This is a genomic window from Bradyrhizobium uaiense, from assembly GCF_010811875.1.
Lineage (GTDB): Bacteria > Pseudomonadota > Alphaproteobacteria > Rhizobiales > Xanthobacteraceae > Bradyrhizobium > Bradyrhizobium uaiense.
Map to the genome: position 1 here is coordinate 39,391 of NZ_VKHP01000026.1, position 15,393 is coordinate 54,783.

Consider the following 15,393-nt stretch of genomic DNA (forward strand, 5'->3'; position numbering starts at 1 on the left):
CTCTCGCCCCTCTAATGAACCGCCGCGCCAATGCGCTGCCCCGCACGGTCGAAACACAACGGACGCACCAGATGCAAGTCGACCTCCTGGCCGGCCTGCAACGGCTGATGCGGATCGGCCAGCGTCACCAGCGTCTCGCCCTTATAGTCCAGATGAATATGATTCTGCTCGCCGAGGTGCTCGACCCGGTGCACACGACCGACCATCTGCCCGCCATTGCGCGCGGCGAGCTGAAGGTGCTCGGTGCGAATGCCGACCGTCTCGGTTCCCGACGGCATTGCTACATCCGAGAGCAGGTGTGCCGGCAGGAAATTGATCTGCGGCGTCCCGAGCCGCGAGGCGACGTAGCTGCTGGACGGGCTTTCGTAGATCTCCCGCGGCGTGCCGAGCTGAAGCAACTGGCCGTCCTTGATCACGCCGATGCGCGAGGCCATCGTCATCGCCTCGACCTGATCGTGGGTGACATAGAGGATCGTCGCGCCGAGTTCGATCTGGATCCGCTTGAGTTCGAGCCGCAGCTCCGCACGGAGCTTTGCGTCGAGCGAGGACAGCGGCTCGTCCATCAGATAGATCGAGGGATCACGGACCAGGGCACGGCCGATCGCCACGCGCTGCATCTCACCGCCGGACAGCCGGGTGGCGCGGTTGTTCAGCTTGCTCGCGATATGCAGCAGCTCGGCGGTCTGCTCGACGCGCTTGCGGATAATCGGCTCCGCCACCCGCCGCGCCGGCGAGCGCAGCGGAAATGCCAGATTGTCGTACACCGTCAGATGCGGATACAGCGAGTACTGCTGGAACACGAAAGCGATATCGCGCGATCCGGGCGCATCGTGCGTCACATCGCGCCCGTCGATCATGACAGAGCCCGCATCAGGGGTCTCCAGTCCGGTGATCAGCCGCAGTGTCGTGGTCTTGCCGGCGCCGCTCGGTCCGAGCAGCACCAGGAACTCGCCGTCGCTTACCGTCAGCGAGAGGTCGCGGACCGCGTCCACCGCGCCAAAGCGCTTGGTGACGTTACGCAGGGTGACGTCAGCCATGGCGCGGGCCCTCCCCATTAGCGGTCCGGATCGCAAGCCCGCTGCCGACGTCGAACAGCGCCAACCGCTCGGCGTTGAATTCGAGACCGATGTTTTCACCGATCCGCACCGATGCGCTTGAAGACAACCGCGCCGCGACCCGTCCATAGGCGGTGTCGACGGTGACGATCTGGGTGGTGCCGAGATATTCCGCGCCGAACACCTCGCCGCGAACGGCGCCGGCGTCGGCGAAGCGGATATGCTCCGGACGGACGCCGAGCGCCAGCGGCGCGTTGCCACGATCCTCACGGATCTCCGGCACCGCAAGCCTGGTGTCGTGGAAGCTGACCGTGCGATCGCCGGATCGCAGGCCACCCTCGAACCGCAGGAAGTTCATCGGCGGCGAGCCGATGAAGTCGGCGACGAACATGCTTGCGGGCCGGTCGTAGACCTCCTGCGGCGTGCCGATCTGCTCGACGCGCCCCTTGTTCATCACGGCGATCTGGTCGGCCATCGACATCGCCTCGAGCTGGTCATGCGTGACATAGACCGTGGTCGCCTTGATGCGATCGTGCAGGTCGCGCAATTCGCCGCACATCAGATGGCGGAATTCGGCGTCGAGCGCGCCCAGCGGCTCGTCCATCAGGAACGCCTTCGGCCGCCGCACCATGGCGCGCCCGAGCGCGACGCGCTGCCGGTCGCCGCCCGAGAGCTTCGAGGTCTTGCGCGACAGCAGATGCTCGATCCGCAACATCCGCGCGGTCTCCTGCACCCGCTCGCGGATCTCACGCCGGCCCATGCCCTGGCACTTCAGGGGGAAGCCGATGTTCTCCCCGACATTCATATGCGGATAGAGTGCGAACAGCTGGAAGACGAAAGCGATATCGCGCGCGGCAGCGCGGTGGAACGTGACGTCCTCGCCATCGAGCAGGATCTTGCCTTCGGTCGGCAGCTCGAGGCCGGCGATCATGCGCAAGGTGGTGGTCTTGCCGCAGCCGGAGGGCCCGAGCATTGCAAAGAACGTCCCGTCGTCGATCGTGAAGGTCGAACCTTCCACCGCGGTGAACTGATCGAACGACTTGCGCAGGTTTTCAATACGGATCTGTGCCATGGCCCTATTCCGGAAAATGGCTGACGATGACGAAGCCGACCGTACCGGCAAGGATCGTCACGAAGGAGTAGCTGTAGAGATCGATCGACCAGGGCTGCACCAGCATGACGATGCCGCCTCCGATCAGGGTCATCGCAATGGCCTCCCACGGCCCGCGACGGAACCAGCGCGCTACACTACCTTTGGCAACCACAGACCCGCTCATTTGCGCACCGCTCCGAAGGTGATGCCGCGCAGCAGGTGCTTGCGCAACAGCACGGTGAACATGACGATCGGGACCACGAACAGCGTGGTCGCGGCGGCAACCGCCGGCCAATCCTGCCCGCCTTCGCCGATGATGAAGGGGATGAAGGGCGGCATGGTCTGGGCCTCGCCGCTGGTCAGCAGCACCGCGAAGGCGTACTCGTTCCAGGAGAAGATCAGGCAGAAGATCGCGGTCGCCGCGATTCCCGTGACGGCCTGCGGCAACACCACCTTGCGCAGCGCCTGCAGCCGCGTATAGCCGTCGACCAGGGCGGCCTCCTCATACTCGCGCGGGATCTCGTCGATGAAGCCCTTGAGCAGCCAGACCGCGAGCGAGACGTTCACCGCGGTATAGAGCAGGATCATGCCGAGCCGCGTGTCGGTCAGGTTGAGCTGACGGTACATCAAATAGATCGGGATCGCCACCGCAACCGGCGGCATCATGCGGGTGGAGAGGATGAAGAACAGCAGATCGTCCGCCAGGGGTATGCGGAAGCGCGAGAATGCGTAGGCCGCGAGCGTGCCGAGGAAGACCGCGAGGAAGGTCGAGCCGAAGCCGATGATCAGCGAGTTGACGAAGCGCGGCACGACCTTGGACGGCCCGGCGATGACCATGTCGCGCTGCCGTACCAGCTTGTCGTACCAGGTTTGCGGCGGCGGCAGCTTGGCGATGAAGTCCGGCGTCTGGCGCGTGCGCACCGTGAACAGGTTCACGTAGCCTTCGAGGGTCGGCTCGAAGATCACCTTGGGCGGATAGGCGATAGCATCGCTCTGCGACTTGAAGGCGGTGGCGACGATCCACAGCAGCGGCAGGATCGTGATCACGGCATAGAGGATGACGAGACCGCTGGCGAACGCCTTGGCGCGCGGCGAGGCTTCGACGATGGAATGCGCGGTGGATTTGGTGGCGGCAGTGGTCATCGTTGCTTCACCTTGTTGAGCGTCTTGACGTAAATGTTGGCGGCACCGAACACGGTCACGAACAGGATGATGGCGAGCGCCGAGGAATAGCCGGTGCGCCACTTCTCGAACGCGGCGCGCTTCAGCGAGATCGAGACGAGCTCGGTGGTCGAGCCTGGCCCGCCCGAGGTCAGCAGGTTGACCATGTCGAACATCTTGAAATTCTCGATGGCGCGGAACAGCACCGCGAGCATCAGGAACGGCACCGTCATCGGCAGCGTGATCGACCAGAACTGCCGCCATGCCGAGGCACGATCGACTTCCGCGGCCTCATAGATGTAATCCGGGATCGAGCGCAGCCCGGCGAGGCAGATCAGCATGACGTAAGGCGCCCACATCCAGGTATCGACCAGCACGATGGTCCATGGCGCAAGCGACACCTGCCCGGTCATGCTGAACGAGCTCGGCGGCACGCCGGTGAACAGGCTGATCAGATGATTGAACGGACCGATCTGCGGCTGCAGCAGCAGCGTCCAGAAATTGCCGACCACTGCCGGCGACAGCATCATCGGCAGCAGGATGATCGTGGTCCAGAAGCTGTGGCCGCGAAACTGACGGTTGATCAACAGCGCCAGGCCGAAGCCCACCACCACCTGCAACGCCACCGACGAGATCACGAACTGCGCCGTGGTCTGCAGGCGGAGCCAGACGTCCTCGTCGTTGAGGATGTCGCTGAAATTGTCGAGGCCAACGAACCGCAGCGGCAGATAGGACATGCTGAGGTTGAGATTGGTGAAGGACAGCCGGATCATCCAGATCAGCGGAAAGATGTTGATCGCAAGCAGCAGCGCGATCGTCGGCGCGACGAACAGCCAGGCAATGGTCCGGTCCGACAGACCGTGGACGCGCCGGGCGGCGCGGGATTTGGCAGGCTTGCTCACGCCTGGGATCGTAGCATGATCGGGTTGCAGGATCGTCGTCATCGTGTCCATCGGCTGGGCTGGTTCGGCCTCCCCGAGGCAGCCCTCGGGGAAGCCAGTTCAGGTGGAGTACGGGCGCCGTCTATTGCGAGGCGACTTCCTTGCCCTGCTCCTTGAACACCTTGGTCCAATCCTTGACCAGGAGATCGAGCGCCTGCTGTGCCGTGCCCTTGTCGGCAACGACGTAGTCATGCACCCGCTTCTGCATGTCGAGCAGCAGCTGCGCGTAGGACGGCTCGGCCCAGAAGTCCTTGACGATACCCATCGACTCCAGGAATTGCGGCGCGAACGCCGCGCTCTTGGGGAAGTCGGGCGCGTCGACCACGGCCTTGAGGGCGGAGTAGCCGCCGATCTGCCACCATTTCTGCTGCACGGCCGGCTGCGCGAACCACTTGATGTAGGCGAGCGCGTCGTCCTTGTGGTCGGAGGTCGCCACCACCGAGATGCCCTGGCCGCCAAGCTGGGTGAAATGCCCCTTCGGACCGGCCGGATTGACGAAGAATCCGATCTTGTCGCCGCCGACATTCGGATCCTTGTAGAGGCCGGGGAAGAAGGCGAACCAGTTCATCTGCATCGCGACCTGGCCGGACTTGAAGGCATCAAGTCCTTCCTGCATGTAGGCGTTGGTCATGCCCGGCGCGGTGCAACACTTGTAGAGCTCCTTGTAGAACTCGAGCCCCTTGGCCGCGTCGGCCGAGTTGACGATGCCCTGCATCTGGTACGGCTTCTTCGGATTGTCGTAGGCGAAGCCGTAATTGTAGAGCACGTTGGTCACGCCCATCGTGATCCCCTCCGAGCCGCGCTCGGTGAAGATGTAGGCGCCATAGACCTTCTTGCCGTCGATCTCGCGGCCCTGGAAGAACTCGCCGATCTGCTTCAGTTCGTCATAGGTCTTCGGCGGCGCCAGGTCGCGGCCGTACTTGGCCTTGAACGCGGATTGGATCTCGGGCCGCGCGAACCAGTCCTTGCGGTAGGTCCAGCCCACGGCATCGGCCATGGCCGGCAGCGCCCAGTAGTTCGGCGTGTTCTTCGGCCACTGCGAGTAGCCGACGACGGTCGCCGAGACGAAATCGTCCATCGAGATCTTCTCCTTATCGAAGAAGTCGTTGAGCTTGACGTACCACTTGTTCTCGGCGGCACCGCCGATCCACTGGCTGTCGCCGATGATCAGGTCGCAGAGCTTGCCGTGGGAATTCAGTTCGTTGAGGAAGCGATCGGCGTAGCTCGTCCAGGGGACGAACTCGTATTTCATCTCGATGCCGGATTGCTTGGTGAAGTCCTTGCCCAGCTCGACCAGCGCGTTGGCAGGATCCCAAGCCGCCCAGCAAAGTGTCAGCTGCTTGCCTTGCGCTGCGGCTTGCCCGCCGCCGAGCCCCCCGAGGGCTGCGGCCGCAACAACCACGGACGCCGCCGTACTGCGTAACCATCCCAATCTTCGCATATCCATTTCCTCCATATCGTTGAAGCACCTAACCCGCTCGACGCATCCCTGCCGGATTGACGCCGAGGATTTCGAAAACGAGTTGATGAGCGATGATGGAGGGCGAAACGAAGCGCTTCCGGACATTGCAGTCCGGATGGCTGGGCTCCTCCCACACATCTGCTCGATGCGCGATGTTTATCGTTTTTGTAATACTAAACGTATTACTAAATTCGGGAGGCCGTCAAGGCGGTTTCTCACGTGCCCCAAAGAAAGGCTCGCCAAGCTCGCTGGCACGAACGTATCCACCGCAGTGCAGCGATGGGGACTCTCGGACTTCCAGCGGGCGACGATCGCCGCGCGGATCATCGCAGCGCGCAAGGAGGCCGAATTTTGCTGTATTGCAGCAGAATCTCATCGCAGCCGCACGATGACATGAAAGGCTGCGACGACTGGCCTCCGATTACGACGAATCGGATCGCAGCTCTCGCACAGTCTTGACGGCTGCGCCTGGCAACGCGACCCGGCGCTACGCCGACCACGAAAAACACCAAGCGTGGCCCGGCGTCCGTGTTTAATAAATCATTTTACTGAACGTTCATTTCCCCTCGAACACGGGGGTCGGCGGCTCGATATCCTTGTCGAACGCATCGGCGGTGTTGGCAAAGCCGCGTTGCGCATGCGCCGCAGCGCTCCGCGCGATCGGCAGCATTGCCGTCGAGCGCCTGGCAACCCCTGGCATCGCGACGTGAAACAAGATGCACGATGCCGTCAATGCCGCTTCATAGCGGCAGAACCCACGCGTGCCCGAAGCGAGCGTCTACGGACAATTCGAAGCCGCATCGATCCTAACCGTCACGCGATGCTATGAGAAGGCGTCACGCTACATTTCTGCGAACTTAGACACGTCGATCTGTCGCGCGACAAAGATTGCGTTGGCCACCCGATGGAGGCGCCGCCATCAATCAGGTATCCATCTGATGGAAGCCGGATCGGCGGGCCGCGTGGTCGTGTACGTGATCAAATCGTATCCCCGCTCGACGACGAGATCGGCCGCCTCGATGAAACCATCGTCATTCCCGTCGTTCGAGCTATGCATGGTAACATCGCTCATGCGGACATCCTGGTTCGTCAGCGATAGCCTGACGACGCCCTGATGGTCTCGAATTGGCTTGCAAATCGGAATGAGCCTCGCCTCAAAGTTTGTCGGGTGATAGGGCTTGAGGCGCAGGTTCTTGTAGAAGGCTCGGTCTCCCTCGATCGACAGCACGCTTTTGCAAGCTGCTGAATTGACCATGAGGCCACAGACCGATGCATCCGACCCGACGTAGATCGGATAGGTCTCTCCGCGTTCAAGCCTGGCACCGGAGAACGTTATCAGCCTCGACGTGTATTCGACCGGCGCGCTCTGTATCTGATCCTTGAGGGGGACGCGTTCGTAAGCCGTGAACGCAAACGTGCGTTTGCACGTTGCAGTCTCCGCACTCCTTATCTTAGTCAAGAAATTGCCAAGGTGCGCCGCTATCTCTCCCGACAGGAACTCGGCCGGATGGCTGCCGTCCGCGTATAGTTCCTTCGCATCCACATTCCTGGATTTGGCGACGGCCGCAATGATGTCCCTCACATCAAGGTAATACCAATCCTGCTTCTGGCAGACCGAGATGCAGGCAGAGATGATCGTTCTTGATGCATTGACGTCGCTCACCGGTATGCAGACGAAAACCGGTTCGCAATTGGCGCGTTTGGCAGAATGCCCAATCCACTCAACCCATCTCACGACATCGTAATAGTCGATCGCATTGGCCGAAAGGAGCGAAAAATCGATGACGCACGTATCGACAATGCAGAATTCCGAGCCTTGAAAGAAGTCGCCCTGGGCGAAGTAAGGACCGAGCAAGGACGGCGACGCACCGATCCGCCCTGCTGATTTCACATCAATTGTGTCGTCAGCATCCAGAAACTTTTGAAAGAATCCCGCCTTCAAGATGCTGTTTGACTGTCCCAGGATCGAAATGTTCAGCGACATCGGATTGACCGCCCTCAGATGGAACCGCTCAATGACATCGAACACACCCGATGGAGAACCCCGCCACACCGCGTCAACGACATCGATTGTCTATGCTGCAGTGACGTTAACAATTGTCGCGGCGCTCTGTCTACCATCCGAGGGCCGAGCGCAAAATGCGCGATCCGTATGCGACAAGACCGATACGCAATTCGCCGTAACAGCGACTGTGCCTGACAATGCGGATGCTCTGCGCAAATATGAAAGAAATGTGTCCAGCCTAACCAGTGACGTTTCAACGGTCATGCTGGGTGACTCGCTGGTTGAGGCGTGGCCGAAAGAACTATCCGGCGCGCTCGGCGCTGGACCCGTAGCCAATCTCGGCGTCGGACGCGACAGGATTCAGAACACACTCTGGTTCATCGAGCATGAACGCGAGCGACTGCGGCAAATCAAGCCAAAAAGGATTATCGTTCTGGTCGGAACCAACAACATCTATCTCGATAAGCCCTGCGGAGTGATGCAATCATATCGCAAGCTGTTTGGCGAGATCAGATCGCTTTGGCCGAGCGGCAAGATCTATAGCATCCACATTCTCCCGCGAGGCGAGCAGATGAAGGGCGCGGCTGAGAACATTGGATATGTCAACTCCGAACTCAGCAGGACAAGCAGGGAACTCGGAATCAGAACGATCGACGCCTCTGGCGTCGCGTGCGGAATGACGACGCCGTGCGCCAACTACAAGAGCGATCTGCTGCACCTCACACCACCCGGATACGAAGCGCTCACCAAGATCACCAGAGACGGCATTGGCTCGCCCTAGCTATTCAGCTCGACTGCGACGCAACGGGTGGACGGCGGCCGCTCGTTGCAGGAAATCGCCTGTCGCAGATCGCGCGTCAATAGACCGAACGCGTGAGGTCACCACTCACAAGCCTGCGATTCCAAATTGCCATCTCTTAATGTGCTGACAAGCGCGTGAACCAGCGGGCTAGAGGTCTTTCTCGGCAAGCCTGCGAAACGCGTCGGGCACCGAACGAATAGCCTCGAGCGCCGCCGAGCCGTATCCGATCGCCTCCCAGCCGAAGCGATCGCGGATCTTGTCGATCGCACAGTCGGCCGCCCAGCGGGCCATCCCGGTCGGACTGCCGGGGCGTAGCGCTTCATCCGCTAGTCCGAGCGGAAGCTCCAGCGCAAGATCCCAGTGCTCCTCGAGATGCGACACCGAGATCGCCAGCAGCGAGATGATCTTCTCGCCCGGGTGGTCAGCTAACGTGACGCGCACCAAATTCTCGGCGAGCCGGGCGAGGGTCACCGTCGTGCACACCGGCGCATCGAGCGTGATCGAGCGCGTCACCGACTTCAGGTCGGCGAAACGAACGCGCACCGTCACGGTTCGTCCGGGCCGGGCTTTCGCCCGAAGCCGCGTGGCGACACGATCCGCGAGATGAAGCAGCGTCGGGCGAATGATCTGCACGACCGCGGGCTTTCGGCCAAGCGCCGACTGCGCTCCTGCCGATCGCGCGCGCCGATGCGGCTTGAGTTGTCGCGGATCGCGGTTCCAGGCCAGCGCTGCAAGTTTCTCTCCGGCCGCCGGACCGAGCAACCGCGTCAGCGAACGTTCCGACAATTCGGCGAGCTGCCCGATGGTCGCGACACCGATCGCGTCCAGCCGCGTCCTCGTGACCGGCCCTACTCCCCACATCAACTCAACCGGCAATGCGTGAAGGAAGCTGAGCTCGGCGGCGGGATCAACGACGACGAGCCCGTCAGGCTTTGCGACCTGCGAGGCGATCTTTGCCAGATGCTTGGTGCGCGCGACGCCCACCGAGATCGGAAGCCCAAGCTCGGTGCGCACCCGCCGCCGGATCGTCGCCGCTATTTCGGCGGGCGTTCCGAACAGATGAGTGCAGCCGGCAACGTCCGCGAACGCCTCGTCGATAGAAATGCGCTCGACGAGCGGCGTGAAGTCACCGATCACCTTGATGGCCGCGTCACCCAGCCGTTGATAATCGCTGAAGTGGCCGCCGACGAAAATGAGTTGCGGACAAAGTTGGCGCGCGTCCCGTCCCGACATGCCGCCATGCACCCCGAAGGCCTTGGCCTCATAGGAGGCGGCAAGCACAACGCCGCCACCGACGGCGATCGGCTTGCCTCGCAGCGACGGTTCAAGCAGCTGCTCGACCGACGCGTAAAATGCATCCAGGTCCGCGTGAAGGATGGTGGCTGCATCTGCCATCTCGCCCCATTCGCTCCTGACTTGACCGACGCCGCTCGCATTGGGCGGGGCCGCGAACGTTAGAACAAAATAGGAACATTCTCAACCTCGCTTTTTTGTCGTCGCGGCGGGCGGCGCTATGGAGCCGCGGGCCGTCGACGGCTCGGGAAAGGATCCGCGCGAGGCGCGTCGGCAGATCGCTCCACATCCACGATGGCACGCGCTGCCAAGGATAGACGCGGCGACACGCGGCTCTCACCCGGCCGGGCCGCCCCGCTGATGTGCCGCCGACTTTGACGAACAGGGTTTTTCGGATAGACATTTCGAATGACCGACCACTCTCATCAGGTGGACTTCCAAGCCGCGGCCTACCTTTACAAATGGCCTTCTCTCAACAATTCCCGGCGAGAGGATCGCGCGCCTTACATGGTCGTCAACGGTACGCTCGACCATTGCATTCGGAATTTCATGAGCAAGCCTGAGAAGACGCGACATCTCTACGAAATCCGGACCAGGTCGCAGCCTCCCCTCGTCCCCGACGTGTTGTCGCCGGAGCATGTGATCGAGCTTTCCAGGCTGCGCGAGTTTCTCTGAAGCGTCGTTTCAGCAGACATGATCCCGGCGCGTGCCGGTCGCGGGCAGGCTTATCCATCCGTCGTACGCCTGGAGCCGGATTGTTTGCCCGGTTAGGGCTCGCTACAATCGCTCCGCTCTCTGGCTAACGGGTGTCCATTGCGGCATCATACCCCCGCGTCGATCTCCGGTGAGACTTGCGAATCACCTGCACGACCGTTGATGGGGTATCGAGAGGCGCCGCATGCGATTCAATCTGGCGATCTTGAGTGTGCTGGCCGCAAGACCCGAGCAGCGGATTCCACTTGAGGAGGTCAGCCGCGAAGTCAAGCGCATGATCGCGGCAGGCGATGCGGCCACGAAGTTGAAGCGATCGTCCGAACTTGGCGACGCCGACGTGTTCCAGTCCGGATGGGCCTCGATCAATGAAGCCGGACTGCAGATCACGGATTCCGGACTCGCGCTCCTGCGCTCGCTTGAAGCTTCCCGCGCCGAACAGGAACGCATCGAACTGGAGCGCAACGCGCAGGAGCTCGACGAAAAGCAAGCAGAGCGTCTGGAGATCGTTGCCGCCGACACGCACGATGCGGTCAGCGATGCTGTTGTCGACCGGTCCGACGACATTGATCGGCAAATCCCCCGCGTGATGGATCACGACCTCGCCGATCGCACGACCTCGACCGCAAGCCCAGCCGCAGCCCCCGAACTGCTTGTGCATGCCCCGATCGTTCTAGAGCCGACATTTGGCTCCATTCACGAAACGGACCAAAGCGGTTCGTGGCTCTCGCGACTTGTAAAGCTCCTCCGCAGCAGCATGCCGGGATTTGCGCGAGGGCGGCGTCGGCGTTCAGCGGGCGACGTGCCGGATCGGAAAGCGGTCAATGGCGTGGGACTGCCGGGGTTGGCGGTTGCATGTCTCAGCCTGATCTCGGTCGTTGCTTGCGTTGCAGCAGCGATTGCCCTCGGTCAGAACTCTTCGCTGAAATCCGACATCGTCATGCTACGCCGGGAACTCGTCCCGTTGAGGGAGCGTCTGGCACGGCTCGAACAGGACGCCGCGAAACGCGAGGCTGCGCAACAGGAAGAAGCGGCGAGCAAGGCCGAGGCGGAAAGGAAGGCGGCGAACAGCGAACAGCCCGCACTCAGCCTCTCGCGAGAAGAGACTCAATTGATCAGGGAGTACATCAAGGCCGCGCCTTCGGCCGGCGCAGGCGGCCCGTCGATCAACGTCGGTGATCCCGTCACCGGCGGAATGATTCCACTGCCGTCACCGCTGACCGAAAAAGTTCCGAGGCTCGCCGGTGCACGGTTTGCCATCCGCAACGGCGCGATCATCATCAGCACACGAAGCAGCCGCCGCGTCGATGCCGTGCTGGTACCGAACTAGAGCTTGATGGAATTAGGTTGAGCTTGTGCGGCGTCGAAAGTTCACCTCTACCGGGCGGGGAGAGGTGATCCGAAGCCTTGGCGGGCCGATTCAAGCAAAATTCATCCCGCTTTAGAGCTGCCGCCGTCGAGGGCGCTGCCAAAATATCGAAAACAACCCCATGCAAAGGAGCCGGCGGCGGCCGGCGTTCGACCGAGCAACTTGACACGTCGGGCAACTCAGGGATATTCTTCTAATATTCCGAAATTATACAAACGTCCGGTCGCCCGAGACTATCGCGTATGACATTTGCGGGCTTCTGCAACTGACGCTTCCAGTGGCAGAAGGGATACGGAACGCGCCTTATTCGCGGCCGCAGCCTACGGCTGATTGTTCGGCGGCCGCTCGATGAATTTCCGGCTGCCGTTGAGAAGCTCGAGGTTGTTGGCGATGACCGGATTGCCGGGATCGAGCGAATAGGCCTTCTCGAACTTCCGCCGCGCGCCGTTCAGATTGCCACGCAGCATGAGGGAATAGCCCTGATCGTTGAGGATCTGGACGGTCTCGCCGCCAAGCCGGATCGCCTGCGCATAGGCCTGATCGGCAAGATCGAAGCGGCGAATCTTGTCGTAGCTTGCCGCGAGCCCGACCCAGGCTGTGACGTCCTTCGGCGCCTTCTCGACCGCGTCCTTGAAATAGCGCTGCGAGATGCCGTAGTTGCCGCGGTTGTACTGCTCGAGCCCCATCCGCACCGGCTCATCGGAGGGATAATATTTGACGTCGGTCGGCTCCTGCACGGGATCGCCGCCCGGCGGATCCACGGGGGCTACGATCGCCGCCTCCCGCGTCGTGTAGTCACAGGCGCCGAGGCCGGTCGCCAAGCAGCAACAGATCAGCGCCGGCGCGAGACGATGCAATCCTCGCCCCGTTCCCCAAGTCCAGCGCATCTCTTGCCCCATTCGAAACATCATCGCGAAACTACCTACGAAAAACAGACAGCACGACCGAAACGTAAGTCAGCGCCAGAGACCAACGTCGTATTTCCTCTTCCGAGTCCCTGCCCCGGCATCCGGCCGCGCTGCAAGGATATTACCTGGCGCCGCCTACCCCGACGGCCACCGATCCACCGGTCCCCGCGCCCAATCCGGTTGTATTGACGTTCTGAATTGTGGTGACGGGCGGCGGCTGGCCCATCGCCTTGGTCGGATCGCCCACGTCGGGGAGCTGATCGAGCGGCCGCTGCTGGGTGCCGTAGCGTTTCACAGCGTCGGTCGCGCGCCGCGCGTCGTACGCGATCCTGCGATCGCCGACATAGGACGGCCATGGGTGAATCGTGTGGGTGACGGCGTTGACCTCCTTGGCATTGCCGGCACTCATCGTGATGGTGTCGGAACGCTGCACATAGCGGTCCATCTCGTCGTGCCCGTAGACGCCGTAGCAGCCGCCGAGCAGGAAGGGAGCGAGCAAAGCGAGGTATCTGACGGTCATCTCTCGCCTCCTCTAGTTCAGGGTCTTGACGACCGGCTGGTCGACAACGGCCGCCGGCGCCGGAGCGGGCACGACCGCATTGGGCGCGATGATGTGGCCATAGGGTCCCTTCACCTCGCCGCCGGAATTGACGTAGTCGTCGTAACGCTTGCGAACTTCCATCTGACCGTTGAGGAAGAAATCGACGTCGTTGGCCGGCAGCCGGGAATCGAGCGGCGACGCCAGTTGCTGGCCGGGTGCCGCCGGCGCGACCAGGCGCGGCGTCACGATGATGACGAGGTCGGTTTCCTGCTGCTGGTAGGACTTGCTGCTGAATAGTGTGCCGAGCACCGGCACCGAGCCGATCCAGGGCAACTGCGATACGTCCTGGACATTCCGGGTCTGCAACAGGCCGGCAACCGCAAAGCTCTGGCCGTCACGCAGCTCGACGGTGGTTCTCGCGCTCCTACTAGTCAGCGCTGGGACTTGAGTCCCGGCGATCGTCACAGCATTCGAGAAGTCGAGTTCGCTTACCGAAGGTTCAATCCTCAAATTGATAGTGCCTCGCGAAAGGACCGTGGGAACGAAGGCTAATTCCACGCCGAACGGCTGGTATTGGGTCGTAACCTGGGCGAAACCATTTACGCTTCCCGGCTGCACTGTGGGAACTGGAATCTGGCCACCGGCCAGGAAGCGCGCGGCGTCGCCCGACAGCGTGACCAGGTTCGGCTCCGCCAGCGAGCGAACCAATCCCTTCGTTTCCAATGCCGAGATCAACAGGTCCACTGAGCCGCCGTTGCTGGTTCGGACGATGCTGGTCAACAAACTTCCGAACGGAACGGGCGCTACGCCGCCGGCGGCACCAAGGAGCGTTCCCGCTGTTCCAAGTACCGGAAGGCTCCCCGTCGGAGGAGAACCAACCTGCCCCCCGCCATTGCCGAGGGCAGCATTGTTGATACCACCGATCGGCCTTCGGCCTACCGCTGTGGCCCCGCCTACCCCCGTATTTCCAACATTAGTCCCATTGGCATTCGCTGCATAAAGGTTCACGCCCAACTGGCGTCCGGCGTCGCGATTGACCTCGAGGAAGCGCACCTCGAGCATCACCTGCTGCGGCGCCGCAACGCTCATCGCATTGACGACGATGGCACCCTCGGGAACGCTGCCCTTGGCAATCGTCAGCGCCCGCTCGGCGGCGACGGCATCGGCGGCCGTTCCGCTCAGCACCACCTGGCCTTCGGAGGCGGACACGCGAATACCCCGGTTGCCAGTGCCGGCATGGATGTTCTGCTGCAGGTTGCCGATATCGAATGTCACCTCGACATCGAGGATGCCGATCTGCTTCATCGAGCTGTCGAACAGGATGACGTTGGTGGTGCCGGTCTTCTTGCCCTGGATGTAGAGCAGGTGGTCGCTCAGCGACTTCACGTCGGCGATATCGGGCGAACCCGCAACGATCGATGAGAACGCGGTATCGACCCTGAAGGTGCGCGACTTATTGAGGGTCACCCTGACACGCTGGACGTCGCTCATCTCGCTGACGAAGACGCCGCTGGACGACGGAGCCCGCCGCTCCGCGGCAGTAGCAGGATCGGTGAAATGAAACAGGGCAACCGCAGCGCCAAATGCCATCGCGCTCAAGGCGACCAGCCCAAGTCCCGCATCAACCGAAACGCGACTTCCCATCATGCCAATCCCCTTCGCCGCGTCTCCACGACGATCCCCGTAAATCTACGGCCCCGACGTCCCGATCACTCCAGTTCGTGCACCACGCCGTAGAGCTTACAGTCTGTCCGACTACAAATAGTTACTCGCGAATTCCCATTCCCCGGCGCGCTGAGCTGAACCAGAACGTAGTTCACTCCGGACACGTCGCGCCTGACCGCTAATGACGGCTCCAAGATCATCCCCCGCCCCCCACCTTGATTGCAAGGAAAGAGCCCCGCCGCGCCGCCCCCGCCCCCGAGAAACCGACACGACATCCCATCCCCGCACCACCTCCTCACTGAGCACGGACCATGTCGCCCCGCCGCCCGGCACGACGCAGCCCCAGCCGCGCCCCGGCACCACCCGCGCCTGGAGCTCAACGCGTGG

The 15,393-nt window shown here is 62.1% G+C and carries 14 protein-coding genes; 3 read left to right on the forward strand and 11 right to left on the reverse strand.

Annotated features, from left to right (window positions below):
* Positions 1-11 precede the first annotated feature (11 nt).
* The 7 genes from FNJ47_RS09545 to FNJ47_RS09575 form a co-directional block, all read right to left on the reverse strand.
* Positions 12-1,037, reverse strand: a complete 1,026-nt coding sequence (locus tag FNJ47_RS09545) for an ABC transporter ATP-binding protein (protein WP_163152825.1) — start codon at positions 1,035-1,037, stop codon at positions 12-14.
* Positions 1,030-2,127 carry an ABC transporter ATP-binding protein gene (locus tag FNJ47_RS09550; protein WP_163152826.1) on the reverse strand — a complete coding sequence of 366 codons (1,098 nt, stop codon included), beginning with the start codon at positions 2,125-2,127 and terminating at the stop codon, positions 1,030-1,032. The genes FNJ47_RS09545 and FNJ47_RS09550 overlap by 8 nt, the downstream gene beginning before the upstream one ends.
* A gap of 4 nt (positions 2,128-2,131) precedes the next feature.
* Positions 2,132-2,332 carry a hypothetical protein gene (locus FNJ47_RS09555; RefSeq protein WP_163152827.1) on the reverse strand — a complete coding sequence of 67 codons (201 nt, stop codon included), beginning with the start codon at positions 2,330-2,332 and terminating at the stop codon, positions 2,132-2,134.
* Entirely contained in the window at positions 2,329-3,291 is a 963-nt protein-coding gene (locus FNJ47_RS09560) for a carbohydrate ABC transporter permease (protein WP_163152828.1), read from the reverse strand. The genes FNJ47_RS09555 and FNJ47_RS09560 overlap by 4 nt, the downstream gene beginning before the upstream one ends.
* On the reverse strand, positions 3,288-4,262 hold the full coding sequence (locus tag FNJ47_RS09565; RefSeq protein ID WP_206685301.1) for a carbohydrate ABC transporter permease: 975 nt from the start codon (positions 4,260-4,262) through the stop codon (positions 3,288-3,290). The genes FNJ47_RS09560 and FNJ47_RS09565 overlap by 4 nt, the downstream gene beginning before the upstream one ends.
* 70 nt (positions 4,263-4,332) lie before the next feature.
* The gene (locus tag FNJ47_RS09570; protein WP_163152829.1) at positions 4,333-5,691 is read right to left on the reverse strand and encodes an ABC transporter substrate-binding protein; all 1,359 of its coding nucleotides are present in this window, start codon (positions 5,689-5,691) and stop codon (positions 4,333-4,335) included.
* Positions 5,692-6,631: 940 nt separating this feature from the next.
* On the reverse strand, positions 6,632-7,696 hold the full coding sequence (locus tag FNJ47_RS09575; protein ID WP_163152830.1) for a hypothetical protein: 1,065 nt from the start codon (positions 7,694-7,696) through the stop codon (positions 6,632-6,634).
* 31 nt (positions 7,697-7,727) lie between these two features.
* Here FNJ47_RS09575 and FNJ47_RS09580 point away from each other — a divergent pair, with 31 nt between their 5' ends.
* Positions 7,728-8,498 carry an SGNH/GDSL hydrolase family protein gene (locus tag FNJ47_RS09580; RefSeq protein WP_163152831.1) on the forward strand — a complete coding sequence of 257 codons (771 nt, stop codon included), beginning with the start codon at positions 7,728-7,730 and terminating at the stop codon, positions 8,496-8,498.
* A gap of 168 nt (positions 8,499-8,666) precedes the next feature.
* Here the strand turns inward: FNJ47_RS09580 and dinB are convergent, their stop codons facing one another.
* Positions 8,667-9,914: a DNA polymerase IV gene (gene dinB / locus FNJ47_RS09585; protein WP_163152832.1), complete on the reverse strand. Its 1,248-nt coding sequence runs from the start codon at positions 9,912-9,914 to the stop codon at positions 8,667-8,669.
* 306 nt (positions 9,915-10,220) lie between these two features.
* Between dinB and FNJ47_RS09590 the strand changes: the two genes are divergently transcribed.
* Together FNJ47_RS09590 and FNJ47_RS09595 are read left to right on the forward strand one after the other, a co-directional pair.
* The gene (locus FNJ47_RS09590; RefSeq protein WP_163152833.1) at positions 10,221-10,487 is read left to right on the forward strand and encodes a hypothetical protein; all 267 of its coding nucleotides are present in this window, start codon (positions 10,221-10,223) and stop codon (positions 10,485-10,487) included.
* A 223-nt stretch (positions 10,488-10,710) separates the two neighbouring features.
* Positions 10,711-11,853 (forward strand): hypothetical protein, encoded by a 1,143-nt coding sequence (locus FNJ47_RS09595; protein ID WP_163152834.1) that lies wholly within the window; start codon positions 10,711-10,713, stop codon positions 11,851-11,853.
* A gap of 359 nt (positions 11,854-12,212) precedes the next feature.
* Here the strand turns inward: FNJ47_RS09595 and FNJ47_RS09600 are convergent, their stop codons facing one another.
* The 3 genes from FNJ47_RS09600 to FNJ47_RS09610 form a co-directional block, all read right to left on the reverse strand.
* Positions 12,213-12,779 carry a tetratricopeptide repeat protein gene (locus tag FNJ47_RS09600; RefSeq protein ID WP_235999709.1) on the reverse strand — a complete coding sequence of 189 codons (567 nt, stop codon included), beginning with the start codon at positions 12,777-12,779 and terminating at the stop codon, positions 12,213-12,215.
* 142 nt (positions 12,780-12,921) lie between these two features.
* Positions 12,922-13,320 (reverse strand): hypothetical protein, encoded by a 399-nt coding sequence (locus FNJ47_RS09605; RefSeq protein ID WP_163152835.1) that lies wholly within the window; start codon positions 13,318-13,320, stop codon positions 12,922-12,924.
* A gap of 12 nt (positions 13,321-13,332) precedes the next feature.
* Complete coding sequence (locus FNJ47_RS09610; RefSeq protein ID WP_163152836.1) at positions 13,333-14,988, reverse strand: type II and III secretion system protein family protein; 1,656 nt, start codon at positions 14,986-14,988, stop codon at positions 13,333-13,335.
* Between the last annotated feature and the right edge of the window lie 405 nt (positions 14,989-15,393).